Below are 25113 nucleotides of genomic sequence, written 5' to 3'. Positions count from 1 at the left end.
TCCTTATTTACTTAGGGTGTCATCAGGGTATACGTAATCTAACCAACCCCATTTGTCATCAGTGGTGCCATTGAATAGGCCGAAGTAGGCCGCTTGCAGCTCTTGCGTGATTGGCCCACGTTTTCCGCTGCCAACCTCGATTTTGTCAACCGAGCGTACTGGCACGATTTCGGCCGCAGTACCTGTCATAAAGATCTCGTCGGCGAGGTAGAGTGCTTCGCGGGCGATGTTGACTTCTTTGACTTCATAACCTTTTTCTCGGGCAATCACCATAATAGAATCACGAGTGATACCGGGTAAAATCGCGCTGGTGGCTGGCGGGGTAAGCAGTACGCCATCTTTAACAACAAAGATGTTTTCACCGGCGCCTTCAGATAGGTATCCGTCTACGCTGAGTGCGATGCCTTCATCATAACCATTGCGACGCGCTTCACCGCCGACCAACAACGAAGATAAGTAATTGCCGCCTGCTTTCGCAGCCGTTGGGGTCGTATTCGGCGCAGCGCGGTTCCAGCTGGAAATCATCGCATCGACGCCATTTTCCAAGGCTTCTTCACCAAGGTAGGCACCCCAAGGGAAAGCGGCGATGATAACGTCCATATTCGTGTCAGCAGGTGGGCAAACGCCCAGACCAACATTGCCGACAAAGCCAAGTGGGCGAATGTAGGCTGACGTCAATTTATTCGAGCGTAGCGTTTCGCGTGTGGCTTCCATTAACTCATCGACAGAATATGGAATCGGGAAACGGTAAATCTTGGCGGAGTTGATCAAACGCTGGGCATGATCTTTATGGCGAAAAACAATTGGGCCATTTGGTGTGTCGTAGCATCGTACACCTTCAAAAACGGAAGTACCGTAATGCATAGCGTGAGAGAGTACGTGGACATTTGCTTCTGCCCAAGGAACCAGTTTGCCGTTAAACCAAATATATTCTGCTGTTGTCGTTGCCATTCTCGTCTTCCTTTATGCGCGTATGTTTTGTTGTAAATTATTATTGGGTAGTTCGTCGCTATTGAGTGCAGTGACTTCAACACTGCGTACATCCCATAATTTCTCAACCTGATTGGTTAAGAAAGAGATAGGGCGATCACTATCGACGATTATTTCGACACTGGCAATCTTGCTTTGGTGGTTTTGTGTTGCGGCAATTTGCTTGATGACGAATCCGCGATGTCGAACAACACGCAGTATACGTTCTACGAGTACAGGCTTATCATCGGCTTTTATATCGATTAAATATCTGTTCATTTTTAGTCCCTTAGGTGTTTTCCAACATATCGCTATTTGAAGCACCCGGCGGCACTAGTGGCCAAACGTTTTCTTCTTCATCGATTAACACATGCAGTAAGTAAGAAGTATCACTTGCCAGCAGTTCTTGTAGTGCAGGCTCTACTTCGTGTTTCTTGGTGATAGTTTTACCCGGAATATCGAACGCTTTGGCCAACATGACAAAATCTGGATTGTCATCAAGAATGGTTTCGCTATGGCGTCCATCGAAAAATAGCGACTGCCATTGTCTCACCATGCCAAGGCGCTGGTTATTCAATAGCACGATTTTGACTGGGATTTGGCGGCGTTTCAGCGTACCCAGTTCTTGCACGTTCATCATAAATGAACCGTCGCCCGTGACTAGAATCGACTGGTCTTGCGGCCTAGAGACAGCTGCGCCCATCGCCGCAGGCAAGCCAAAGCCCATGGTGCCTAATCCTGCAGAGGTGATAAAGTTTTGTGGCTGCCTTGGTTGAATATGTTGAGCCGCCCACATTTGATGTTGACCAACATCAGTCGAGACAATCGCGCTATCGGGCATCATATCCGACAGCTGCTTTAGCAGCAGTGGGGCAAAAATAAGCTCGCCAGGATGATCATATCGCCATTTGAATCCGCTGCGTAAGCTTTCACTATGGTGTAGCCAAGGTGAGAGATCTTGGGTGACCGTGAGTTGTGGAAGCAGGTGGTTAATATCGCCGCGTAGCGGAGCATTGGCATGACGAAGTTTGTTGAGTTCGGCCGCATCAATATCCAAGTGGATCACTTTGGCGTGAGGTGCAAAAGTATCGAGCTTACCCGTGACTCGGTCATCAAACCGCGCACCGACAACAATGAGTAGGTCGGACTCTTGCACCACAAGGTTGGCAGCTTTGGTGCCATGCATACCCAACATGCCAAGATAGTGAGGGTCATGCCGTTCGATACTGCCAAGCCCTTTTAATGTGCTGACGCATGGCATTGGGTTGCTTCTCAGAAACTCGCGAACGGTGTCCGTGGCGTTGGCCAATTGCACTCCGCCGCCTACATACAAGACAGGTCGGGTGCTTTCAGCAAGCAAATGTTGGGCATCGCTTAACTGCTGAGCTGAAGCCTCAGGTAAAGGGGGCATGATTACGGATGGCAATGTCGTGACAGATGTTTGTGCTAATTGTACGTCTTTCGCGATGTCAACAATGACGGGGCCCGGTCGACCAGATTGCGCGACTTGAAATGCTTCAGCCAATGTTGGCGCGAGATCGTTGATGTCGGTTACTAGGTAGCTGTGCTTAGTACAGGAAAGGGACATGCCAATCACGTCCATTTCTTGAAAAGCGTCGGTACCAATATGGGAGCTGGCGACTTGGCCGGTGATGGCCACGATAGGGATAGAATCAAGTAAGGCATCTGCGAGGCCCGTGACTAGGTTGGTGGCTCCCGGTCCGGAGGTAGCCATGCACACTGCGACACTTTGTGAGGCTCTGGCCATACCAATAGCCGCCATAGCCGCACCTTGCTCATGCCGACACAAAATGTGCTCTACGCCGCCATCGTATAGAGCGTCATAGATGGGCATGATTGCTCCGCCTGGGTAGCCAAATATGGTTTGGATATTTTGTTGCCTCAGAGCGGCAACGACTAATTCAGCTCCCTTCATTACCTAAATCTCCTTTGGTGCTGGGCTAGGCTATTGCCTTGGACTCTGTTCATGTGTGCTCCCATCCTTCTTTGGTACTGATACTGTCAACGGCCGACAAGTTATCAATATACTGTGCATGTTGTGTTTTAAAGGTTAAAAAAAACCCCCGGACTTTTCAGTGCGGGGGTTTTTTGAAAATTTGTGGTTACCTTTCTTCCACTCGCCCCCGCGCGGTATCAATAATGACCACGACAATCAGGCTAATAATAGTGTTTAAATGAAGGTTCAAGCGCATTTTAATTTTCTTGTGTTGGGCTTCGGTAACTGCTGTAACACTAGTGGTATCACACATTTCTGTTACGTGACAAGTAAAAACTCATTCTTTTTTCATCGTTTCTCATTCGCGAGCCAAGGTATAACCGTGGGTATGCTGTCATTCATTTGGCTGAATGAGACGAAATGAGGATAGAGGCAGGGATGGGATTAGCAGTGATTTATAGCCGTGCATGTGTTGGAGTTGAATCGCCACAAGTTACGGTGGAAGTTCATATAAGCAATGGTATGCCCGGCTTTTGTTTGGTGGGGTTGCCAGAGACCACAGTGAAAGAATCGCGTGACCGTGTTCGAAGTGCGATCATTAACTCTCGTTTTGAGTTTCCATCGAAAAGGATCACCGTAAACCTTGCGCCCGCTGATTTACCCAAAGAAGGTGGCCGTTTCGACCTGCCGATTGCGCTCGGAATATTATTGGCATCGGCTCAGGTTACCTGCGCTGATATTGAGCAGAGGGAGTTTATTGGTGAGCTCGCGTTGTCTGGTGAACTTCGCCCCGTTAAGGGTGTTTTGCCAGCAGCATTGGCCGCGAATAATGCGAATCGGAGTTTGTTGGTACCACATGATAATGGCGATCAGGCCGCATTAGTGGGTAAGGAGTGTCACCAATCAGCCCAAACCTTGCTTGAAGTTTGTGCTGACTTGTTGGGCCAACAAAAACTGGGCTTGTATCAATCCCCACCTAGAGAAACGGTCAAAACTCATTCACGAGACTTGTGCGACATTATTGGCCAGCAGCAAGGGAAACGAGCCTTAGAAATCGCCGCGGCCGGAAGTCATAATTTATTATTTCTCGGGCCACCAGGAACAGGAAAAACAATGCTGGCCTCCCGTTTGTGTGATTTGCTGCCTGAGATGAGCGACGCAGAGGCGCTAGAAACGGCTTCGATAGCGTCGCTAACGCAACAAGAAATTACGGCCAATAATTGGAAGCAGCGTCCATTTCGAACGCCGCACCACTCCAGTTCAATGGCGGCGTTAGTTGGCGGCGGTACTGTGCCACGGCCTGGGGAAATATCTCTAGCGCACAATGGATTACTGTTTTTGGACGAGCTGCCAGAGTTTGAAAAAAAAGTGTTGGATTCGCTGCGCCAGCCGCTTGAAGCTGGCGAAATAGTTATCTCACGAGCGCAGGGGAAAACGCGTTTCCCAGCCCGATTCCAACTGGTTGGCGCGTTGAATCCTAGTCCTACGGGATACTATGAAGATCACCAGTCTCAAGCGAATCCGCAGATGGTGCTGCGCTATTTGAGCCGTTTGTCTGGCCCTTTGCTTGATAGATTTGACATGTCGGTGGAGATCCCCGCGCTGCCAAAAGGAACCCTAGCACAAGGTGGAGAACGTGGTGATAACACATCGACAGTGAAACAAAGAGTGATTAATGCACGGCAACGGATGAGTTTGAGGGGGACCACCAATGCACTCTTAACCAGTCAGCAGTTGGATAAATACTGCCCTTTAGACCAAAGTGACGCCGAGTTTTTAGAGGCGGCTTTACATCGGTTGGGCCTTTCGGTTCGTGCTTACCATCGAATCATTAAGGTGGCGCGAACCATTGCGGATCTGGAGGATTGTGTGCAAATTCAGCGTGCTCATTTAGCCGAAGCTCTGGGCTATCGAGCTATGGATCGTTTGCTACTAAGGATGAGTGCGAATGCGGTGACGAGTTGAGTCTGTCGAAATATACTGGTGAACAAAGAGAAAAGTTGAACTAATCAGACCATGAGCTGAGTTGTTCCAATGCGAGACGTGCACTGTATAATGATGCGCAATTTTATCGTTGGGCGAATGGTTCACTCAACGTCAGTGACTTTTCTCGATTATGTTTGCATACCTATTACTTATTCTTAATGCCTTATTGGTTATTTTAAATACCGCAGTGTGCTCTGCGCTTATCTGTTTTGCTGCTTTGCTTAAAGTGATTTTGCCCGGTGCTCGTCTGCAATCGTACGCGACTCGGGCCGCGAACTATATGATGTGGGTGTGGGCGACCGTCAATGCTCAGATCTTATCCTTGTCCAATCCTGTTGATTGGGATATTCAAGGCGGGGAAGATCTGAGAAAAGATGGCTGGTATTTGATGATCAGCAATCATTTAAGTTGGACGGATATTGTTGTCCTTTGCTGTGTGTTTAAAGATCGCATGCCAATGCCAAAGTTTTTCATTAAGCAGCAACTGTTGTACGTGCCTTTGATGGGGATGGCTTGCTGGGCACTAGACATGCCGTTTATGCGCCGTTATTCACGAGAGTATCTTATTCGTCACCCTGAAAAGCGCGGCCAAGACTTGGCGACAACGCGCCGTTCTTGCGCTAAGTTTCGTCATACCCCGACGACGGTGGTGAATTATGTAGAAGGGACTCGATTCACCCCGAGTAAAAAGAAACGCGGTGGCCAATATGAATATCTATTGCAACCTAAATCGGGTGGTATTGCCTACACATTGGCAGCGATGGGTGATCAGTTTGATTGTATTGTGGACGTAACACTGGCCTATCCAGAGAATCGTGCTCAGCCTTTTCAGGACATGCTGATGGGCAAGATGAGCAAAATTGTGGTGCGAACCCGCATGCTGCCAATTTCTGAACAGGTCACTGGCGATTACTTTAATGACAAACCGTATAAACGCCAGTTCCAGCAGTGGTTGTCGGCAGTATGGCAAGAGAAAGATCAATTGCTTAAAGATATCCATCGAGACATCAACCTCGATAGTCTCGATAGAGACTGAGAAACGAACAGATATAAAATGGGGAGCCAATTAGGCTCCCCATTTTTTTATCTGTTTCTACCTGATAGCGCTATGCTTTCGGTTGGCTTGGTGTGTCTTTTAGTAGGTATTCAACCAATGCGATGTATTCTTGTACCGATTTGATGTGCTGTGGGTTAATCACGTAATGGTTGTTGATGATGACCGCAGGCACGCCGCCTTGCCCTGAGGCTTTGAAATCTTTGTCATAGCGCCCCGCCATTGAATCGACGGCGAAACTGTTAAAGATAGAATCAAATTCATCTCCGCTGATACCTGCGTTTACAAAGATTTGGCGAAGTTGTGTGATGTCTTGTGGTGCTTTATGTTGCTTGTGAATAGCATTGAACATCACTGGCACCATCTTATCTTGCACGTTGAGCATGACCATGGTGGCGTAGGCCTTACTCATATTCTCACCCATTGACCCGCCTAAAAATGACACGTGTTCTTTCTTAAATACCACGTCTTTAGGCAGTTCGTTTTTCATTTGCTCAACAATAGGTTCAAAGGCGAAACAATGTGGGCAATAGAAAGAGAAAAACTCTGTTACCGTTGGTTTCTCGGATGCTGGAAGCTTCAGGGTGGTGTATTGTACCCCGTTGGTAAAGGTCTCGGCATAGGCCGATAGGCTTAGCAATAAGGTGGCCGCAAGGACAAACAGTTTCTTCATATACACTCCATATTTAATCATCGATAAGTTTACCAGTGTGGGGCGAGCTCAAGTGGTGGCTCATTTAATGCTGCAATCTGTTCTTTAAAAGATAACACCTGACTTTCCCAGTATTTAGGGTCATTGAACCATGGGAAAGCAAGAGGGAAAGCGGGATCATTCCATCGTTTGGCCAACCACGCCATATAGTGGACCATTCTTAAGCCACGTAATGGCTCAATCAGCTTGAGTTCTGCTGGGTTGAAATCACAAAACTCTTGATAGGCTTCTAGAACAGTATCCAGTTGAGCTAGTTTATCGTGTTTTTCGCCATTGAGTAACATCCAGATATCTTGTATTGCAGGACCGTTACGTGAGTCATCAAGATCCACAAATAGTGGCTGGTCGCGCCATAGGATGTTGCCAGGATGGCAATCTCCATGCAGGCGAATATTGTTGGTCTGTTTTGGCCAATGGCTTTCAAGTTGTTTAATCAGTATGTCGAGATCGCCAAAAAAAGCGTTTTCTAGGTGCATGGGAATAAAGTTAGATTGCTCTAGCAGGGCTTTAGGCTGGTAGAGGTATTCTTCCAAACCAATAGTCGGGCGGTGCGAGAAGGTGCCTTGGCTACCAACTTTGTGAATACGACCCAAGTAGCGGCCAACCCCTTCCAATTGATCGAAGTTATCTACCTCAAATTGGCGCCCGCCGACGCTTGAAAATAACGTAAAGCGGTAACCTTTATAATGGTGCAACGATTGACCATTGAGCACAAGCGGTGGCACAACAGGAATATCGGCGTCACCGAGATCGAAACTGAATTGGTGCTCCTCTAAGATCTGAACGTCACTCCAGCGTTGTGGGCGATAAAACTTAACCACATAACGTTTTTTGTCTTCATCGCTAAACTGGTAGACCCGATTTTCATAACTGTTGAGCGCAAGGAAGCCCGACTCTGCGCGCACGCCAATACTCTCCAGTGCGTACCACATGAGATCTGGCGTGAGCGCGTCAAAATTAAAGGTTTGTTCGGTCATACATTATAAGGCTCATTGCTGAACCTAGGTCCATAATAGGTTATCGATTTGGGGAGAGCGGTTTAATAAAACGGCTTTCCACACTGATAGATAAATCGCGATTGTCGGACAGTATAAACTGTATCTTGGATACAGGTGAACTAAGCATGTTTGATTTTACGCCTAACGACAAAGGCAGGTTCAAGACTTCTCCGGGTTGAACCCGTACACTTTGCTTGCCATACCACGAGACCTTGTTTAATCCCACCACAGAGAGTGAATACTGTTGTGGGGTTTGAGTTTTATTGATGATTTTGAGTGTGTAAGTATTCTCAATCTCGCCAGAGGGGTTAGTGCGAGCAAGTTGATTTCGATCCCGTAATACGCTCATGCCTGCCGGTTCGACACTTTCGATTTGAACCGTAAACAGACCAAGCATCAGCAGCAGCACAGCGCCATATCCCATTAGTTTCGGTCGTAAAATCTTGTTTTTCTTCTGGGCTAGTTTGCGCTCGGTGGTATAGCTAATCAGATTGGCGGGATAGCCCATTTTGTCCATCGTGTGGTTGCAAGCATCGACACAAGCACCACAGTTGATGCATTCATATTGCAGACCGTTGCGGATATCTATCCCAGTTGGGCAAACTTGCACGCATAAGTTGCAGTCAATACAGTCGCCTAGTGTACTATCGCTGGGCTTGGCTCGTTTACTACGCGGCCCGCGCCGCTCTCCGCGGTCATTATCGTAACCCACGATAAAGGTATCACGGTCAAACATTGCTGACTGAAAGCGCGCGTATGGGCAAATATGTAAACACATAATCGATCGTAGCCATCCCGCATTTGCGTAGGTGCAGCCAGAAAATAGTGCGATCCAAAAGGCTGGCCAAAATGTTATTTGGCCGCTGAACATATCGCTGGTGAGTTGCCTAATCGGAATAAAGTAGCCGATAAAGGCGATTCCGGTCGCGAGCGCGATGAATAACCAAGCGAGATGTTTTAACGTTTTTTTATACAGCAGTCGCGAGGTCATCGGCTGACTATCTTGCCTGCGTCTCTTATTCGCGCTGCCTTCCAGTTTTTCTTCAAACCAGATAAACAAGAAGGTCCATACGGTTTGCGGGCATAAAAATCCACACCATACCCGGCCTAAAAATGTCGTGAGAAAAAACAATCCAAACGCTGCGAGGATAAAGAGTAGCGCTAATAGAAGTAAATCTTGTGGGTACAAAGTGGTCGAAAAAAAATAAAAATGTTGTTGGCTGACGTCGATTAATATCGCTGGTCGATGATGATAGTTGAGCCAAGGTGTGAGGAAAAACAGCAGCAGAAAAAACCACGCGCCTAACCGGCGCAACTTTTGAAAGTAACCTTGGCTAGCGCGGACATAAATTTTGCCCGAATGGGGGGAGTCTGGAGGGAGTTGTTTGATATCAATCTTATCCTGACTCATCGAGTGCTCCTTATGATATTGAATGTAACTCGCTGTTTTTAGTCTTCAGTAAGTATGGTTGCTTTCGCTGTGGGGCGTGTTTTTTTTATAAAGGGTAGGGGAAATAAAAAAGCGCAGTGGATGGCTGCGCTTAAATACGTTGATACTCAACTAGTTGCTATTGTTTTTCTTTGCCACTGGCGTCGGAGCGAAACCGCTACGGCGACCGGCACTGCGACTATTATGGGCGAATCTAATAGGCGTGTGGTGCATGGATTTACCTAACTATCAGACATTCCGTTGTCAGTTTATAGGCCTGAATAATCATGAGGTTTCTCCTACAGCAAAATGGAGTAAGCCTCTGTTGGCTGGTGCCAATCCCAATCAGTATTCAGGAAGATTGATATGCGCTTGATATCGTAAAAAGAATATCACTATGACCCGCATTGGTCGATAGATAAACAATCAATCTAGTCTATAGGTACTAAAATAGTGAAATAGGTCCATTGAGTTGAGGTAGTAAACCAGACTAATATGGATTTTTGCCATTGGAGGTGTCTATGTCGTTTTTAAATAAAACCCTCTCAAGCTTCGGTATTGGTTCTGTGAAAGTGGAATCGCTATTGAGCCATGAAGCATTATGCCCGGGCCAAACGGCCAATATTAAGGTTTCTGTTTATGGGGGTGGCGAGGAGCAAGAAGTCGACAATATTAAACTTAAACTCTGTTGTCGTTACATCAAGGAAGGCCCGTTTGAGCAAGGAGAGTATCAGCGAGAGCATCAAGAATTTGTGTTAATGGAGTGGGCTCTGCCTTACGCGTTTACCATTGCAGCGAAAGAAGAACGCCAGTTCGATGTTGAATTGGCCATCCCTTGGAACACTCCAATTACGATTAGCGACACCAAAGTTTGGTTAGAAACCCAGTTTGAGATTGGTAAGCAGACTGCTTCGACGGAAACGCAAGCACTCACCGTTCGGCCAGATTCGCTCATGGATGGTGTTTTTAGTGCGCTAGAGCATAAAGGGTTGAAAATTCGTCGGGTGGAATGCGAAGCCGTGGACGGATTGAGTTTGCCATATGTTCAGGAGTTTGAGTTCGTGCCGACCGATGGGCCATATCATGGCCGTTGGCGTGAGTTGGAAGTGGTGTTTTATTATGAGCCTGATGGGGTGCAGATGTGGTTTGAGATCGATCGGCATCGCGATCGCAATCAAGGTATGTTGGCAAGCTTATTGAGTGAGGGCAAGTTAACCCATCATTTATTTGTGCCTCTAACATCGAGCCAGCAGCAGGCCGGGGAAAAGGTTGTTGAATATCTCGAACAAACCTATTAATTGGCTGCTGTATGAGGCATTCGCCCGTTGAATATGGTCGAATGCCTATTTTTTAATTGCTTAGTACTGAAGTACGACCGCTGCGAGCCTACTAGCGAGCTTCTACCTCAATGATTTTTGCCACTATTTGATACTGCTCACCTTTGGGGACGCTGAAGTGAATTGCTCGACCAGTTTTCGCTGTTTGTGGGCGTAAGTAGGTTTCTGCCATTCGCTTGATAGATTGCCAGACCTCAGTTTGTTTCTCTGCCAATACTTGCCCTGTTTTGTCCGTAAGCGTCACTTGAAGCCGAACCAAGATCACTGACTGTGTTCCTTGGTTGGTGATGGCGGTCGGTAGGATAAGTTCACCGTCTTGATAATGAGCGGCGTTGAGCAACACATCGACCCCTGAGCGAGAAAGCTGCATCACAGGTTTTTTCGCCCCGAGTGTAATCACGCTGTGAGTACTTTGCTTGGCAATTGGAATCACGACTGGGTTGGCATGCGCAGGGATGGCATTTTCGTTCGCCGATGTGGTGATGTATTGCCATGTAAAGTCATCGTTCAGCCTGACCTTGCGGCCGTCTTTCAGTGTGACTTGCTGAGCGGCAAAACAAGACGTAGATACGGTCAACGCCAATGCGAGCCATGGAGAGAGCTTCATAAACATTCCTCGTTCGGATCTGGCATTAGCGGCGCCAGAATGCTGGGAAAAATAGCACCAGTAAAGTTAAGATTTCCAATCGTCCCATCAACATACCAAAGCTCAGAGCCCATTTGGCTGCATCTGGTAGAGGCGCAAAGTTGCCAGACGGTCCGATGACGGGCCCAAGTCCCGGGCCAACGTTCGCCACGGCAGTCAGTGCACCCGAGATGCTGGTGATCGGATCTAAGCCAAGCGCACTGAGAAAAGCGGCTAAGACAATGATGGTCATAAAGTAAGTAAGCGCAAACGCCACGAGTGAGCGGATAATATCATCGGTGACGTGGCGGTTATTGTAGCGTTGAACAAAGACACCGGACGGGTGAATGAGACGCATGATTTGCTTACGCAGCAGCGTCATTGCGATTTGAATCCGGAAAACTTTGAAGCCCCCAGAGGTCGACCCTGAGCAAGAGCCAACAAACAGTAAGAAGGCAAAAATGGTGGTTGGCAGCGCGCCCCAAGCAGAAAAATCGCCCAAGCCGAAACCTGTAGTGGTTAAGACAGAGACGACGTTAAAGGTGGCTAAACGCAGCGCATCTAGCAAACTGTAGCCATCTTTAAAGGTCATCCACAACGCGATTGAAACACTGGTGACCAAAATCAGATAGGTAAAACCCTTGACCTGCTCGTCACCGAATAAGGTCTGCGGTTTGCGTTTTTGTAGTGCGGTGACGAACAATAAAAATGGTAGACCACCAAGATACATGAATACAGTACCAACCCAGTCGGCGGCGTGTGAGAACTGGTTCATGGAGCGATCGGTGGTGGAATATCCACCCGTTGAAATGGTGGTGAATGCGTGGTTGATAGCGTCGAATAGCCCCATACCTGCAAACATATAAGCAACCAAGCATAGTCCTGTCAGCACGAGATAGACACTCATGATGTTTTTCGCCACGGTTTTCGCGCGAGGGCTGCTTTTATCCGACCAATCGGAAGATTCGGTTTGGAATAGCTTCATACCACCGACGTTGAGCATAGGTAAAATCGCCACGGCCATTACGATAAAGCCAACCCCGCCAATCCATTGCAGCAGTGAACGCCATAAGATAATACTCGGCGCCATATTACCTAAGCCGCTGAGAACGGTAGAGCCTGTCGTGGTAATGCCAGACATGGTTTCAAAATAGGCATCGGTGAAGCTGATGTGATTAATGAATACAAACGGTAACGCGGCAAAGGCGCTGGTGATGACCCACACAAGGCTGGTGATGAGGAACATATCACGTACATTGAGTTTGAATGACTTTGTCCGGCCAAAAGATAAACAGATCAATGAGGCGATGTAGGTAATTGCGACGGCTTTACCAAACTCGATAAAGCCGCCGGTACCGGTAAAAAAGGCAACGGCCGTGGGCACGCACATAAACAATGACAGTTTAGACAGTACGGCACCAATGACGAATAATACGGGGCGAAAGTTAACCATGAACAGCGGAGCCTATAAGAAAAACGGACTAGGCTGGAATAGGGCTTCCACGTCAGGTACGTATTTTTTGTCTACTAAGAACATGACCACGTGGTCGTCTTGTTCAATGACAGTTCTATCATGCGCAATCAACACTTCTTCCCCGCGAACAATCGCGCCGATGGTTGTGCCTGGTGGTAGTTTAATGTCGCTGATTGCCCGTCCAACAACTTTCGAGGTGGTTTCATCACCGTGGGCGACGGCTTCAATTGCTTCCGCTGCGCCGCGGCGTAACGAGGAAACATTGACGATATCGGCTCGGCGAACGTGAGTGAGTAGCGCAGAAATTGTTGCTTGCTGAGGAGAAATAGCCACATCAATGCCACCGCCTTGCACCAAGTCAACGTAGGCGCCACGCTGGATGAGCACCATGACTTTTTTCGCGCCCATGCGTTTGGCCAGCATCGCTGACATGATGTTAGTTTCGTCCTCATTGGTGAGGGCAATAAACACGTCAACTTGGTCGATATTTTCTTCTGATAGCAATTCTTGGTCGGCGGCGTCACCACAAAAGACGATGGTGTTTTCCAACTCTTCCGACAGCTTTTCAGCGCGTTGATAATTACGCTCGATAAGTTTAACGCTATAGGTCTGTTCAAGGCGTTTCGATAAGCTCGCGCCTATGTTACCTCCGCCGACGATCATGATACGTCGATAAGGCTTTTCTAGCCGTTGTAATTCACTGATGACCGAGCGAATATGATTGCTGGCGGCAACAAAGAAGACTTCATCGTCCGCTTCTATAATAGTGGTGCCTTGCGGACGAATAGGTCGGCCTTGGCGGAATATTGCGGCTACGCGAGTGTCTATGTGTGGCATATGTTCGCGCAGCGCCGACAGGGCGTTCCCGACAAGCGGGCCGCCGTAGTAGGCTTTGACGGCGACTATGCTTACCCTCTGCTCCGCAAAACTCACTACCTGCAGCGCACCTGGATATTGGATCAGGCGTTCAATATAGCTGGTGACCAACTCTTCAGGCGCAATCAGATGATCTACCGGAATCGCTCCAGATTTAAAGAGTGCCTCTTTCTCGGCGAGATATTGCGGTGAACGGATGCGAGCAACACGGTTAGGTGTATTAAACAGAGAGAAAGCCACTTGGCAGGCCGCCATATTAATCTCATCGGTATTGGTGACCGCAACTAACATGTCGGCGTCTTGAGCACCGGCTTCAAGCAGGGTATGTGGGTGACTTGCGTGTCCGTTGACGACTCGCAAATCATACTTATCTTGCAGCTCTCGCAGGCGATCGTGGTTTTGGTCTACGATGGTAATATCATTGTTTTCACCAACGAGATTTTCCGCGAGCGTTCTGCCAACTTGACCAGCACCTAAGATAATGATTTTCATTGCTACATTCTCTGTTTTATCGCTAGGTGGCGAACGTATTAATTAAGGCGCGCCACCGGATAACCTTATTTATGTTTGGTCAGTACGGCGTAGTAGAAGCCGTCCATGTCATCGTCACCGGGTAAAATCTGCAATCCAGGTTGCTCAGTATTGGTGCTATTGAGCTGAGCGTTTGGTGTACGCTGCAAAAAGGCGCTAACTTGCAGGTGATTCTCTTGTGGGGTCACTGAGCAAGTTGCGTAGACCATGGTTCCACCGGGCTTAAGTTGTAGCCAGATAGCATCCATAATTTCGCGTTGCAATTCAGCTAAGGCTTCGATGTCGTCCGCGCGGCGTAGCCATTTGATATCAGGATGGCGACGGGTTACGCCTAAAGCTGAGCAAGGTGCATCGAGTAAGATGCGGTCAAACTGCTGACCTTGCCACCAATCTTCTGGGTAACGGGCATCACCGCACAGAACTTGAGCGGTTAACTGCAAACGTTCTAGGTTGTCATACACGCGTTGCAAGCGTGATTCGTCGCAATCTACCGCGACAACTTGAGCGCTTGGAGCACGTTCCAGAATATGCGCAGTTTTACCACCCGGCGCGGCGCAGCAGTCTAAGATCAGCTCATTTTCAGTCGGGGCGAGTAATTCAACGGACAATTGAGCCGCGGCATCTTGCACCGACACCCAGCCTTCAGCAAAGCCAGGTAGTTGTGAAACATCGCACGGTGAGGTGAGACGGATTGCGTCGTGGGCGTCGGCATGACCACTGCCCGTAATGCCTTCTTGCTCAAGCAACTGCAAATACTCGTCGCGGCTATGGTGACGTCGATTGACACGCAGCCACATTGGTGCTTTTTGATTGTTGGCGTCTAATATTGTCTGCCATTTATCAGGGTAGCTTTCTTGCATCAGCTTGATAAACCAACTTGGGTGCAAATATTGCCCCGCACTGTTGGTCAATGCTTTTTGGTCTAACGTATCTTGGTTACGTTGGTAGTTACGTAGCACAGCGTTGATCAAGCCACGCAGGCGCGGCCCTTTGAGCTCTTTAGTGCCCTCAACGGTTTCGCCGACCGCGGCATGTGCCGGGATTCTCATAAAACTGAGTTGGTAAATACCCACCAAAATCAAATGATGAAAAACCCTTTGCTTACCTTTCAGCGGTTTATCCATTAATTGGCTGCTAATAGTTTCTAAGCGAGGCAAATAACGGAGTGCACCAAAGCAGATCTCCTGCAATAACGCGTGGTCTCTTGGCTTGATGGTTTGCTGCGCAAGTGGAAGCGCAGTAGAAAGGGATTGTCCTTTGTCGACAACCTGAAATAACACTTTGGCCGCCGCGGCACGAACATTCATAGAGCTAACCTTTAAATAGGGGGGCATCTCTGCCCCAAAATGTACTAATTGAGTGTAGAAGAAACGTTGAACCAGCTGGCTCTTGCGTTCAGAAGATCTTGTACCGACATGGCTTTTTTGCCAGGAACTTGCAGTTGCTCCAACACAAGAACACCATCTCCCGTCGCGACATAAATCCCGGTTTTATCTGCTTGGATGATTTGGCCGGGTTGAGATTGTTCGACATGCGCTCCTGCGCGGCTTTGCCACACTTTGATGGCGTGGCCTTCTACTTCAAAATGGCTCATTGGCCAAGGGTTGAAGGCGCGCACGCAGCGTTCAATGTGCTCGGCAGAATCCAACCAGTTGATTTTGGCTTCGGCTTTGCTGAGCTTTTTCGCATAATTGGCTTGTTCGTCATCTTGCTTAGTCGCTGTGACGTTTCCTGTTGCGAGGTTATCGATACAAGAAACCAAGGCCTTCGGGCCTAGCTCCGCCAGTTTGTCATACATGGATGCACTGGTATCATCTGCTTCAATAGGAAGCGTCGCGATTTCTAGCATATCGCCAGTATCAAGGCCGATATCCATCTGCATGATGGTGACGCCAGTTTCTCGATCGCCAGCCCAAATTGAGCGCTGAATAGGCGCCGCCCCACGCCAACGTGGTAGCAGGGAACCATGAACGTTAATACATCCTAGTTTAGGTGTATCGAGCACCGCTTGTGGCAGCAGTAGACCATAGGCCACCACAACCATTAAATCGGCGTTTAAATCGGCTAACTGTTGTTTATCAGCCTCAGATTTAAAGTTTTCTGGTTGGAGCACAGGGATGTCGTGTTCCATCGCGAGGTGCTTAACGGGGCTGGCAGTCAGCTTTTTCCCTCTTCCAGCTGGTCGGTCTGGCTGGGTGTAAACGGCAACAATTTGGTGCTGGCTAGACAATAACGCCGCCAAGTGACGGGCGGCGAAATCAGGGGTGCCTGCGAAAACAATTCTTAGCGGCGAACTCAAGGTAGACTTCCTTTTAATATGACGAAAGAGAATTAGGCCTTGTTGGCGTGTTTCTCGTTGTAACGTTTTAATTTGGTCAGTTTGTCTTGAATGCGCTTGCGTTTTAAAGGCGACAAGTAATCGACAAACAGCTTACCATTGAGATGATCCAGTTCGTGCTGAATACAGATAGCTAATAAGTCGTCGGCTTCAAAGGTGGTTTCTTTGCCATCTCGGTCAAGCGCTTTGACGGTGACTTCCGCCGCTCTTGGCACCAAAGCTCGCGCTCCCGGTACCGATAGACAGCCTTCTTCAATGCCATCTTCGCCGCGTTTTTCAAGGATTTCAGGGTTTATCAACACCATAGGTTCGTCGCGACTTTCCGAGACATCGATAACCACAATACGTTGATGGAAGTCGACTTGCGTCGCCGCAAGGCCTATACCTTCCTCGTCGTACATGGTTTCAATCATGTCGTCGACAGTCTTTTGGATCTGTGGAGTCAACTCCTCAACTGGCTTGGCAACCGTACGCAGACGATCATCTGGAAATGTTAATACTTCTAATACAGACATATACACTCAAAATATTGAATCGCGCCGAAACAGCGTAAACATAATTGGGTCAATTCTAGACATTTTAGCCACTAAATGACAGCATTCTACGCGAGAAATCCTTCTTTTTTACCGTTCTCTGTGCTTATCCAATCGCCTTTAATTCGCGCAAGATTGAGTTGAACTTAACTCTTGCTTTGGTGGGAGCAAAATACGACTTTGAATCAGACAATGTTATCGGCTTGGCTGACGTTGGCGTTGACGCCAAAAATTGGCGCTCAGGCCTTATCTCGCCTGCAATCACACGACTCCGTAGATAAAATCGTTGCTTATAATTCGGCGGATTTACGTGAGGTTGGGTTTTCTGCAGAGCAAATTCAGTACATCCAGCATCAATCTGAGCAAGAGGTCAGCCGTTGTTTGAATTGGGCGATGCAGGTAAATCATCACCTATTGATTCCGCTTGATGGTCAGTATCCAGCCCTCTTGAAGCAGTGCCGCCTTCCGCCACCCATCTTGTTTGTTAAAGGCGAATTAGAGGCCTTACATCAGCCACAAATTGCGATGGTTGGCAGTCGACATGCCAGCTTGGAGGCGCTGAACACTGCCCGCGACTTTGCCGAGGAGTTTGTCAATCATGGTTTAGTGGTGACCAGTGGTCTTGCTTTGGGTATCGATGGGTATGCGCATGATGGCGCGCTAATCGGCAAGGGTAAAACCATTGCCGTATTGGGCTCTGGATTAGATAATATTTATCCTAGTCGGCATAAGAATCTTGCGCACAGAATTGAACAGCAAGGGGCGTTGGTGTCCGAGTTTTTACCCAATTGTCAGGCGAAAGCGGCTCATTTCCCACGACGCAACCGCATCATCAGCGGTTTGTCCGTTGGCGTATTGGTGGTCGAAGCAGCAGAAAAAAGTGGTTCGCTTATCACAGCTCGCTATGCCGGTGAGCAAGGCCGTGAAGTGTTTGCTATCCCCGGTTCGATTCATCACCCGAACAATCGCGGCGGCAACCAATTGATCAAATCAGGCGCCTGTTTAGTGCAAACGACACAGGACGTTTTGGAAGAAGTAGAACTCTTGATAAATTGGTCTGCTCAGCAAAATAAAACAGGTGTACACTCAGTCTGTAATCAAATAGATGAAGAAGAATTGCCATTTGCCCAACTGTTAGCTAACGTAGGAGTAGAGGCGACACCAGTTGATATTCTGGCAAACAGGACCCATATACCTGTTCACGAAGTCATGACGCAACTCTTGGAGCTTGAACTCTTAGGGTATGTGGTAGCGGTTTCTGGTGGCTATATTCGAAAGGGGAGGGGCAAGTTATGATGATGGACATCCTTATGTACTTGTTTGAAACATACATTCATAGCGATGCTGAGTTGCAAGTCAACCAAGATGAATTGGAAGACGAACTAACTCGCGCTGGGTTTCATCAAGAAGACATTTATAAAGCCCTTCACTGGTTAGAAGGATTGGCGGCATTGCAGCAAAGTGATGCCCACTCCGCAATCTCGACCAGCGCGGCAACATCGACACGTATTTATACTCGCACAGAAATGTCGAGGCTAGATCTGGAATGTCGAGGTTTCATTCTATTCCTTGAGCAAATTAAGGTCCTGACTACTGAAATTAGAGAGATGGTCATCGATCGAGTGATGGGACTAGAGACAAACGAATTTGAGCTGGACGACTTAAAATGGATCATTTTAATGGTGTTGTTTAATGTCCCTGGCAATGAAAATGCTTACACGCTGATGGAAGAGCTGTTGTATACCAAAGAGCAAGGGATTCTGCACTGATCGCACAAGAAGTGGTATGAACCAAAAGATTGATCGTCAATTGTTCTCAGTCCAACAACCTACGACTGAGATTGAGCCTTGTCCTCAATGTGAAGGCCAGTTGCAACTGAAATACGGTAAGCACGGCGGCTTTTTAGGCTGCGATCATTACCCTAATTGCGACTATCGACAGCCTTTGCATCAAAACGATGGTCGCCTTGTTAAATCGCTCGGCGTTGCTTGCCCAGATTGTGGCCAAGAGTTGGTGCTACGGCAAGGGCGCTATGGCATGTTTGTCGGTTGTAGCGATTATCCAAATTGCCAACATATTGAAAACCCAACCCAAGCGGCGAAACCTGTTTCTGACTTAGCCGAGTCCTTAGCTTGCCCTGAATGTCATAAGGGGCATATCGTTGAGCGAAATACGCGTTTTGGTAAAACATTTTATGCGTGCGACAATTATCCGAAATGTCGCTTTTCACTCAATACTCGGCCGATTAAAGGACCGTGTGAGGAATGTGGTTATCCGCTACTGGTAGAAAAGAAGTTAGCGAGAGGTATTAAGACTCAATGCGCTAGCCGAAAATGTCAGAATGAACAAACGGCGCCCGAATGAGCGCCGTTTTTTATGCGAGGTGTTGTATTCTAGGTTAGCTATTACGGCCTGCGACGACTTGGATGGCGGGAAAAGCGACCGGATCCAAGATATCCGCTAGAGAGCAGAGTTTGCGCTGCAAGTCTGCGGGATAATCGGCACTCAGGTTGATGTGCCCCATCTTTCGCCCTTGGCGCTTTTCTTTGCCATACCAGTGGATATGGCAGCCTTCCATTTCTAGCAATGCATCGGGCAAGGTATCCTCACCTAAGATATTGATCATCGATGTCATCCTGACCAATTTAGTGCTGCCTAGCGGCATGCCACAGACTGCGCGTAAATGATTTTCAAATTGGCAGGTTTCTGCACCTTGCTGCGTCCAATGCCCAGAGTTATGGACACGCGGCGCAATTTCATTGACCAATAGCTCACCATCATGATCAAAAAATTCAATGGCGAGTACACCCACATAATCCATGGTGTTGGCCACAGCGCTGAATATCTGTTGAGCGCGATTTTGCAGTTCGATGTTGTCGATCGGTGTCGACAAACTCAGCACGCCATCGGTATGCACATTTTCTGCAAGTGGATAGACAGCGATGTTGCCGTCTGCGTCGCGTGCACCAACCATAGATACTTCACGTTGAAACGGGATAAATTGCTCAGCCACAATCGCTTGTTCTGGGCTGCTTTCAAGATTGGCTGCAATCTCAGTCCAGATACTTTCAATATCCTGTTGGCTTTTGAGCCGCCACTGACCTTTGCCGTCATAACCGCCCAATGCCGTTTTTAGCACCATAGGAATACCGACGTGCTGAATGGCTTGCTCAAAATCGCCACGATTGTTGATGACATGGTATTTGGCGCTGCGGACGCTGGCTTTATCGAGTAGTGCTTTTTCAACGCGACGATCGCCGCCCGTCATAATAGCCTGTTTACCCGGGAAGAATTTTCCGCTCTTCTCGCACGTGTCTAAGATATCTAAAGGAATATGCTCGAACTCGGCGGTGACTACATCGGCGTGAGCGATGGCATTGACTAACCCTTGGCCAATGACAGTATGAGTGAGCGGGTGGACAACATTTCCACTGCTGACATCAAATGCGCAAATGTCGAGGTTGAGCGGCGCGCCTGCTAGCGCCATCATGCGCGCCAATTGTCCCGCGCCAAGAACTAAGACTTTCATTCCGTTAATCCTCTGCTGGATTTGGATTGGCTAATACGGTTTCGGTTTGTTCGTTGCGGAATGCTTCAACTTTGGCCATTACATCTTCGTGATGGGTGCCGATAATTTGTGCGGCTAGGATGCCAGCGTTGGCAGCCCCAGCTTCTCCAATGGCCAGCGTACCAACGGCAATCCCTTTCGGCATCTGCACGATAGAAAGCAGTGAATCCATGCCTTTTAGCGCACGTGATTGAACTGGTACGCCTAACACAGGAACACTAGTAAAAGCCGCCGCCATGCCAGGGAGGTGAGCCGCACCACCCGCGCCAGCGATAATCACCTTGATGCCACGGTCTTTTGCACTATTGGCGTAATCGGCAAGGAGCTGAGGGGTTCGGTGAGCTGAGACGACTTTGGTCTCATAAGGAACGCCAAATTTTTCCAGCATTTCTGCGGCAAGTTTCATCGTAGGCCAATCAGATTTAGAACCCATAATAATTCCGACTTTCATCTCAAACTCCTTCAAGCTTCTACATTGGTGAGCAGGTTGTTTGTGCGCATTATACGGCGAAAAAAACGGAAAGCAAACGTTTGCGCGAGTGCTCGCTAGGATTTAAATAATGATGGTTAAATAAACATTTAGAGAATAGAGGATTTGTCGGTAAACTTGCGGATATTAGTGTCAGGTAATTGAAGAAAGTAGGTTGACCGCGTGAATAAGTTAGATGATGTCGTCCAAGCACTGCGACAAGGTGAAGTTATCGCTTACCCAACAGAAGGCGTGTTTGGGCTGGGTTGCGATCCCGATAATCCTGTAGCGATTCAGAAACTGTTATCAATCAAGCAGAGAGCGGTGGAAAAAGGGCTTATTTTAATCGCGGGTGAGTTTAGCCAGCTGTTTCCTTATGTTGAAACCAGCCAACTCACTGAAGCACAAATTCAGCAGGCTAAGCAAACGTGGCCCGGCCCCGTGACTTGGATTATGCCTGCGAGTGAGCTCACGAGCTCTTGGGTGTCAGGGGAGTTTGATACGGTCGCTGTTCGAGTGACAGATCATCCTTTAGTCGCACAAGTTTGCCAAGCCTTTGGCAAGCCGCTGACTTCGACGAGTGCCAACCTATCAGGTCAGCCACCTTGTAGAACGACTCAAGAAGTGAGGCAACAGCTAGGTGATGCCGAGATTGTCGTGTTGGTAGGAGAAACGGGTGGGCGAACCAACCCAAGTGAGATTCGTGATATTCAAACGGCGCAAATAATCAGAAAGGGATGAGTGGATGACATCGGTAATAAATAAAGAGGCAGTGAAGAGCTTTTTACTGAGTCTGCAAGATTCGATCTGTCAGCAGCTTGAACAGGTTGATGGCCAAGCGAGTTTTGTTGAAGAAGCATGGCACCGAGAGCCTGGCGAGAAACTCGGCGGTGGTGGGCGAACGCGAGTCATGAAAGATGGCGGTGTATTTGAACAAGGTGGGGTGAATTTTTCTCACGTGACCGGTAAACAAATGCCTGCATCCGCCACAGCTCATCGACCAGAATTGGCGGGACGACACTTTGAAGCCATGGGGGTGTCATTGGTGATGCATCCACATAACCCTTACGTACCGACTTCGCATGCGAATGTGCGCTTTTTTATTGCCGAAAAAGATGGCCAAGATCCTATTTGGTGGTTTGGCGGCGGCTTCGATCTGACTCCTTTCTACCCTTTCGCTGAAGATTGCCAACATTGGCATGATGTCGCGAAAGACTTGTGCCAGCCGTTTGGAGATAAGGTCTACGCTGAGCATAAGGCTTGGTGTGATGATTACTTCTATCTACCACACCGTGACGAAACGCGCGGTGTCGGTGGTTTATTCTTTGATGATTTAAACAAATGGGAATTTGAGAAGTGCTTTGACTATATTAAAGCGGTCGGGGAAGGGTATGCTCGCGGTTATGTGCCTATTGTCGAGAAGCGCCATGCTAAGCCGTTTGGAGACAGAGAACGTCAATTCCAGTTGTATCGTCGTGGCCGTTATGTCGAGTTTAATCTAGTTTACGATCGCGGCACCTTGTTTGGATTGCAAAGTGGGGGGCGTACAGAATCCATTCTTATGTCGATGCCACCATTAGCTCGTTGGGAATATTCCTACCAACCGGAATTAGGTACAGCTGAAGCTGAGCTATACAGCGATTATCTAAACCCGCGCGATTGGTAACCTTTACCATTGATGGATGTTTTTTGGCTATATAGAGGCTGGCTATTTATATGGTGATGCCGCTTATCGTTATACCCACTATATAGCCATACTGAGCCCCTTGAGGTCATTTGGGGATGATGATAGGGTCATCGAAACCCCGACATCCCTATATAAGGCAGTACCATGACCCAGCATGTTGATCGCTACGCCGTATTTGGCAACCCAATCCAACACAGTAAATCACCGTTTATTCATTCCGAATTCGCTCGCCACACTCAGCAAGACCTAATCTATACCGCAGAGCTCGCTGACATCGATGCGTTTGAGCCAACTGTGCGTGCGTTTTTTGCTGAAGGAGGAAAAGGGTGCAATGTTACGGTTCCTTTTAAAGAACAAGCCTACCAGTTTGCCGATCAGCTGACAGAACGGGCGAAACTCGCTGGTGCGGTCAATACGTTGCAACTTCTAGCTAATGGTTGTGTACTGGGTGACAACACGGATGGCGAAGGGTTAGTGCGGGATATATTGCAACGCCAAGTCGTGCTGAAAGGAGCAAGAGTGTTATTGATTGGTGCTGGTGGCGCCGCGCGCGGTGTCCTTAAGCCATTGCTCGACCAATGTCCTGGTGAAATTGTTGTAACGAACCGTACTCAATTTAAGGCCGAGCAGTTAGCTGAGGCTTTTTCTTCTTTTGGATCAATCCGAGCTGTGGAGATGAGTGATATTCAACAAGACTTTGATTTGGTGATTAACTCGACATCGGCGAGTCTCAGTGGTGAGCTACCTGCTATTCCACCTACTATTTTTTCAAGCCATACGGTGAGCTACGACATGATGTATGGCTCAGGGCTGACGGCTTTTAATCAATGGGCTGTGAAATATAACGTAGCGAATAGTTATGACGGGCTTGGGATGTTAGTCGGTCAGGCCGCAGAGAGTTTTCAGTTGTGGCGCGGCGTTCGTCCAGATACTACGCCTGTAGCCGAAGAATTGCGTCGTCAATTGGGATGTCAGTCATTATGAATCAATCGGTTTTATTTCCAGACCGCCAACACTGGGACGAGAAACGCCAAGTCGTCAGTTTTCCAGTTCAGGCTAGTGGTTTGCTTATCGAATGTTTTGTCTCTAAAGGGTATTTAGAAACGTCGGTCGGCGATGAGTTACTTCAAGAGCGACAGATCATGTTGGCATTTGAGAATTTGCGATTTGATCTCGAAGAGTTAGTCGAACAGTTACTTGAGGAAGAGGCCTTCAATGAAGAAGGCCATCTAGTTATAGGTTAATGACTTTTACTTGGTGTAAGTAGTCATTTTTGTTTTGTACGTAGTTGTCGGCAGATTTTTGTAGAAAGGCTGTTTCTTTCTCTGTTAGCGGGCGAGCCTGTTTAACTGGACTTCCGACATAGAGGTATCCACTAGCAAGGATTTTACCTGGTGGGACTAAACTTCCGGCTCCAATCATTACATCAGACTGAATCACAGCGCCATCCAATACGATGGCTCCCATGCCAACCAATACGCGGTCGTGAATCTGGCAACCATGTAGCATTACTTTGTGCCCAACGGTGACATCATTCCCTATGATTAATGGGTAACCTTGTGGATTCTCTTTGTTCTTGTGTGTGACATGCAGCACGCTACCATCTTGGATATTGGTTCGCTGACCAATGGCTATATGGTTAACATCCCCGCGTGCGGCGACAAAAGGCCAGATACTGGAGTCGTCGCCTATATTGATATCACCTACTATGATAGAGCTGCTATCTATATAGACGCCTTGGCCGATTTTCGGCTCAATTCCTTTGTAGCTGCGTATCGTCTCCATAATGTCTCCTTATCTAGGTCAAATTGAATAGATTTTACGTTCAAAGAGTAAGGAAAATAGCCCTTTTTGGCTAGGAAATACTCAAACATGAGAAAGTGGTAAAAAAACCATAAAAAATACTTGCCAAGTTCCGGCTGATCTCTATAATGCACCCTCGCTGACACGGGAAGGCTTCAACGCTTTTTAGCTGAGAATGAAGAACGAGTTAGCAGGGTCATCTAGCTAAGCCAAGTGCTTAAAAAAGTTTTGAAAAAAGTGGTTGACACTAAAACTTAACTCGCTAAAATGGCCGTCCACTTCGAGAGTGTCTCGAAGTAAGCTCTTTAACAATTTAAACCTATCAATCTGTGTGGGCACTCGTTGATGATAATCCAAAGGCTTTTCTGTTCTTTTTATAAAGAGCGGTCAAGCAGCTTCTTAGAAGCACTTTAGGTATCAATGAACTGAGTGACCAATACGAATAATGACTTTCTTTAGAGAGAGGCGTTATTTGGCACAGTCAATTCATTACCATTCTGTTGGAATGGTAATAGCTTTAGAATTACATGTTTACTTCGGTAAATATTAGTTTTGAAGTCAGTATTCATTGAGCCGACAAAATCTTAAATTGAAGAGTTTGATCATGGCTCAGATTGAACGCTGGCGGCAGGCCTAACACATGCAAGTCGAGCGGTAACAGGAATTAGCTTGCTAATTCGCTGACGAGCGGCGGACGGGTGAGTAATGCCTAGGAAGTTGCCCAGTAGAGGGGGATAACCATTGGAAACGATGGCTAATACCGCATA

At 47.8% G+C, this 25113-nt stretch carries 25 protein-coding genes and 1 rRNA gene; 11 read left to right on the top strand and 15 right to left on the bottom strand.

All coding sequences use genetic code 11. From position 1 onward, the window contains the following. Nucleotides 1-3 precede the first annotated feature (3 nt). Genes L4C34_RS16460 through ilvG form a run of 3 tightly spaced genes read right to left on the bottom strand, consistent with a single transcriptional unit; the run spans nt 4 to nt 2905 of the window. Nucleotides 4-951: a branched-chain amino acid transaminase gene (locus tag L4C34_RS16460; protein ID WP_428790433.1), complete on the bottom strand. Its 948-nt coding sequence runs from the start codon at nt 949-951 to the stop codon at nt 4-6. Nucleotides 952-963: 12 nt separating this feature from the next. Further along, complete coding sequence (gene ilvM, locus L4C34_RS16455; RefSeq protein ID WP_428790432.1) at nt 964-1248, bottom strand: acetolactate synthase 2 small subunit; 285 nt, start codon at nt 1246-1248, stop codon at nt 964-966. Between the two features lie 10 nt (nt 1249-1258). Then, complete coding sequence (gene ilvG, locus L4C34_RS16450; protein ID WP_428790431.1) at nt 1259-2905, bottom strand: acetolactate synthase 2 catalytic subunit; 1647 nt, start codon at nt 2903-2905, stop codon at nt 1259-1261. Between the two features lie 459 nt (nt 2906-3364). On the opposite strand from ilvG, the gene L4C34_RS16445 reads away from it, so the two are divergent. Together L4C34_RS16445 and yihG are read left to right on the top strand one after the other, a co-directional pair. Continuing rightward, a complete protein-coding gene (locus L4C34_RS16445; protein WP_428790479.1) occupies nt 3365-4891 on the top strand; it encodes a YifB family Mg chelatase-like AAA ATPase in 1527 nt (508 codons plus the stop codon). Nucleotides 4892-5042: 151 nt separating this feature from the next. After that, nucleotides 5043-5948, top strand: coding sequence for a 1-acylglycerol-3-phosphate O-acyltransferase, YihG family (yihG, locus tag L4C34_RS16440; protein ID WP_428790430.1), 906 nt, complete (start codon nt 5043-5045; stop codon nt 5946-5948). Nucleotides 5949-6018: 70 nt separating this feature from the next. On the opposite strand, the gene L4C34_RS16435 is transcribed toward yihG, so the two are convergent. The 3 genes from L4C34_RS16435 to ccoG are packed head-to-tail and all read right to left on the bottom strand — an operon-like array spanning nt 6019 to nt 9087. Continuing rightward, nucleotides 6019-6639 carry a thiol:disulfide interchange protein DsbA/DsbL gene (locus tag L4C34_RS16435; protein WP_428790429.1) on the bottom strand — a complete coding sequence of 207 codons (621 nt, stop codon included), beginning with the start codon at nt 6637-6639 and terminating at the stop codon, nt 6019-6021. Nucleotides 6640-6668: 29 nt separating this feature from the next. Next, nucleotides 6669-7655: a serine/threonine protein kinase gene (locus L4C34_RS16430; RefSeq protein ID WP_428790428.1), complete on the bottom strand. Its 987-nt coding sequence runs from the start codon at nt 7653-7655 to the stop codon at nt 6669-6671. Between the two features lie 40 nt (nt 7656-7695). After that, a complete protein-coding gene (ccoG, locus tag L4C34_RS16425) occupies nt 7696-9087 on the bottom strand; it encodes a cytochrome c oxidase accessory protein CcoG (protein ID WP_428790427.1) in 1392 nt (463 codons plus the stop codon). 539 nt (nt 9088-9626) lie between these two features. On the opposite strand from ccoG, the gene L4C34_RS16420 reads away from it, so the two are divergent. Beyond that, entirely contained in the window at nt 9627-10403 is a 777-nt protein-coding gene (locus L4C34_RS16420) for a sporulation protein (protein ID WP_428790426.1), read from the top strand. A 91-nt stretch (nt 10404-10494) separates the two neighbouring features. Here the strand turns inward: L4C34_RS16420 and L4C34_RS16415 are convergent, their stop codons facing one another. The 6 genes from L4C34_RS16415 to def all read right to left on the bottom strand — a co-directional run bounded on the left by L4C34_RS16415 (nt 10495) and on the right by def (nt 16801). Further along, complete coding sequence (locus tag L4C34_RS16415; protein WP_428790425.1) at nt 10495-11049, bottom strand: DUF3157 family protein; 555 nt, start codon at nt 11047-11049, stop codon at nt 10495-10497. A gap of 25 nt (nt 11050-11074) precedes the next feature. Beyond that, nucleotides 11075-12520 carry a TrkH family potassium uptake protein gene (locus L4C34_RS16410; RefSeq protein ID WP_428790424.1) on the bottom strand — a complete coding sequence of 482 codons (1446 nt, stop codon included), beginning with the start codon at nt 12518-12520 and terminating at the stop codon, nt 11075-11077. 12 nt (nt 12521-12532) lie between these two features. Next, nucleotides 12533-13909 carry a Trk system potassium transporter TrkA gene (gene trkA, locus L4C34_RS16405; RefSeq protein WP_428790423.1) on the bottom strand — a complete coding sequence of 459 codons (1377 nt, stop codon included), beginning with the start codon at nt 13907-13909 and terminating at the stop codon, nt 12533-12535. 65 nt (nt 13910-13974) lie between these two features. Next, the gene (rsmB, locus tag L4C34_RS16400; RefSeq protein ID WP_428790422.1) at nt 13975-15255 is read right to left on the bottom strand and encodes a 16S rRNA (cytosine(967)-C(5))-methyltransferase RsmB; all 1281 of its coding nucleotides are present in this window, start codon (nt 15253-15255) and stop codon (nt 13975-13977) included. A gap of 44 nt (nt 15256-15299) precedes the next feature. After that, nucleotides 15300-16247: a methionyl-tRNA formyltransferase gene (gene fmt / locus L4C34_RS16395; protein ID WP_428790421.1), complete on the bottom strand. Its 948-nt coding sequence runs from the start codon at nt 16245-16247 to the stop codon at nt 15300-15302. Nucleotides 16248-16279: 32 nt separating this feature from the next. Beyond that, a complete protein-coding gene (gene def / locus L4C34_RS16390; protein ID WP_428790420.1) occupies nt 16280-16801 on the bottom strand; it encodes a peptide deformylase in 522 nt (173 codons plus the stop codon). Between the two features lie 198 nt (nt 16802-16999). Here def and dprA point away from each other — a divergent pair, with 198 nt between their 5' ends. From dprA to L4C34_RS16375, 3 genes are read left to right on the top strand one after another with little or no spacing between them, the layout of a single operon-like run. Next, nucleotides 17000-18115, top strand: a complete 1116-nt coding sequence (dprA, locus tag L4C34_RS16385) for a DNA-processing protein DprA (protein ID WP_428790419.1) — start codon at nt 17000-17002, stop codon at nt 18113-18115. Further along, the gene (locus tag L4C34_RS16380; RefSeq protein WP_428790418.1) at nt 18112-18588 is read left to right on the top strand and encodes a DUF494 family protein; all 477 of its coding nucleotides are present in this window, start codon (nt 18112-18114) and stop codon (nt 18586-18588) included. Before dprA ends, L4C34_RS16380 begins: the two co-directional genes overlap by 4 nt. A gap of 16 nt (nt 18589-18604) precedes the next feature. Further along, nucleotides 18605-19183, top strand: a complete 579-nt coding sequence (locus L4C34_RS16375; RefSeq protein ID WP_428790417.1) for a DNA topoisomerase family protein — start codon at nt 18605-18607, stop codon at nt 19181-19183. 34 nt (nt 19184-19217) lie between these two features. On the opposite strand, the gene L4C34_RS16370 is transcribed toward L4C34_RS16375, so the two are convergent. Both L4C34_RS16370 and purE read right to left on the bottom strand, forming a co-directional pair. Continuing rightward, on the bottom strand, nt 19218-20348 hold the full coding sequence (locus L4C34_RS16370; protein ID WP_428790416.1) for a 5-(carboxyamino)imidazole ribonucleotide synthase: 1131 nt from the start codon (nt 20346-20348) through the stop codon (nt 19218-19220). A gap of 4 nt (nt 20349-20352) precedes the next feature. After that, nucleotides 20353-20838, bottom strand: a complete 486-nt coding sequence (gene purE / locus L4C34_RS16365; protein ID WP_428790415.1) for a 5-(carboxyamino)imidazole ribonucleotide mutase — start codon at nt 20836-20838, stop codon at nt 20353-20355. A gap of 201 nt (nt 20839-21039) precedes the next feature. Here purE and tsaC point away from each other — a divergent pair, with 201 nt between their 5' ends. The 4 genes from tsaC to L4C34_RS16345 all read left to right on the top strand — a co-directional run bounded on the left by tsaC (nt 21040) and on the right by L4C34_RS16345 (nt 23787). After that, nucleotides 21040-21597 carry an L-threonylcarbamoyladenylate synthase type 1 TsaC gene (gene tsaC / locus L4C34_RS16360; RefSeq protein WP_428790414.1) on the top strand — a complete coding sequence of 186 codons (558 nt, stop codon included), beginning with the start codon at nt 21040-21042 and terminating at the stop codon, nt 21595-21597. Between the two features lie 4 nt (nt 21598-21601). Beyond that, nucleotides 21602-22522, top strand: a complete 921-nt coding sequence (hemF, locus tag L4C34_RS16355) for an oxygen-dependent coproporphyrinogen oxidase (RefSeq protein WP_428790413.1) — start codon at nt 21602-21604, stop codon at nt 22520-22522. A 165-nt stretch (nt 22523-22687) separates the two neighbouring features. Then, nucleotides 22688-23527: a shikimate dehydrogenase gene (gene aroE, locus L4C34_RS16350; protein WP_428790412.1), complete on the top strand. Its 840-nt coding sequence runs from the start codon at nt 22688-22690 to the stop codon at nt 23525-23527. Continuing rightward, nucleotides 23524-23787, top strand: coding sequence for a DUF1488 family protein (locus L4C34_RS16345; RefSeq protein ID WP_428790411.1), 264 nt, complete (start codon nt 23524-23526; stop codon nt 23785-23787). Before aroE ends, L4C34_RS16345 begins: the two co-directional genes overlap by 4 nt. Here the strand turns inward: L4C34_RS16345 and L4C34_RS16340 are convergent. Next, nucleotides 23777-24328 carry a gamma carbonic anhydrase family protein gene (locus tag L4C34_RS16340; RefSeq protein ID WP_428790410.1) on the bottom strand — a complete coding sequence of 184 codons (552 nt, stop codon included), beginning with the start codon at nt 24326-24328 and terminating at the stop codon, nt 23777-23779. The two genes, L4C34_RS16345 and L4C34_RS16340, sit on opposite strands and share 11 nt — an antisense overlap. 604 nt (nt 24329-24932) lie before the next feature. On the opposite strand from L4C34_RS16340, the gene L4C34_RS16335 reads away from it, so the two are divergent. Then, nucleotides 24933-25113 (top strand): 16S ribosomal RNA (locus L4C34_RS16335); the annotation flags it as partial.

The sequence above is a fragment of the Vibrio profundum genome (genome assembly GCF_050337555.1).
Taxonomy (GTDB): domain Bacteria; phylum Pseudomonadota; class Gammaproteobacteria; order Enterobacterales; family Vibrionaceae; genus Vibrio; species Vibrio profundum.
The sequence above is the reverse complement of the archived record's forward strand: the minus strand, read 5'-3'. Positions and strand labels throughout refer to the sequence as shown.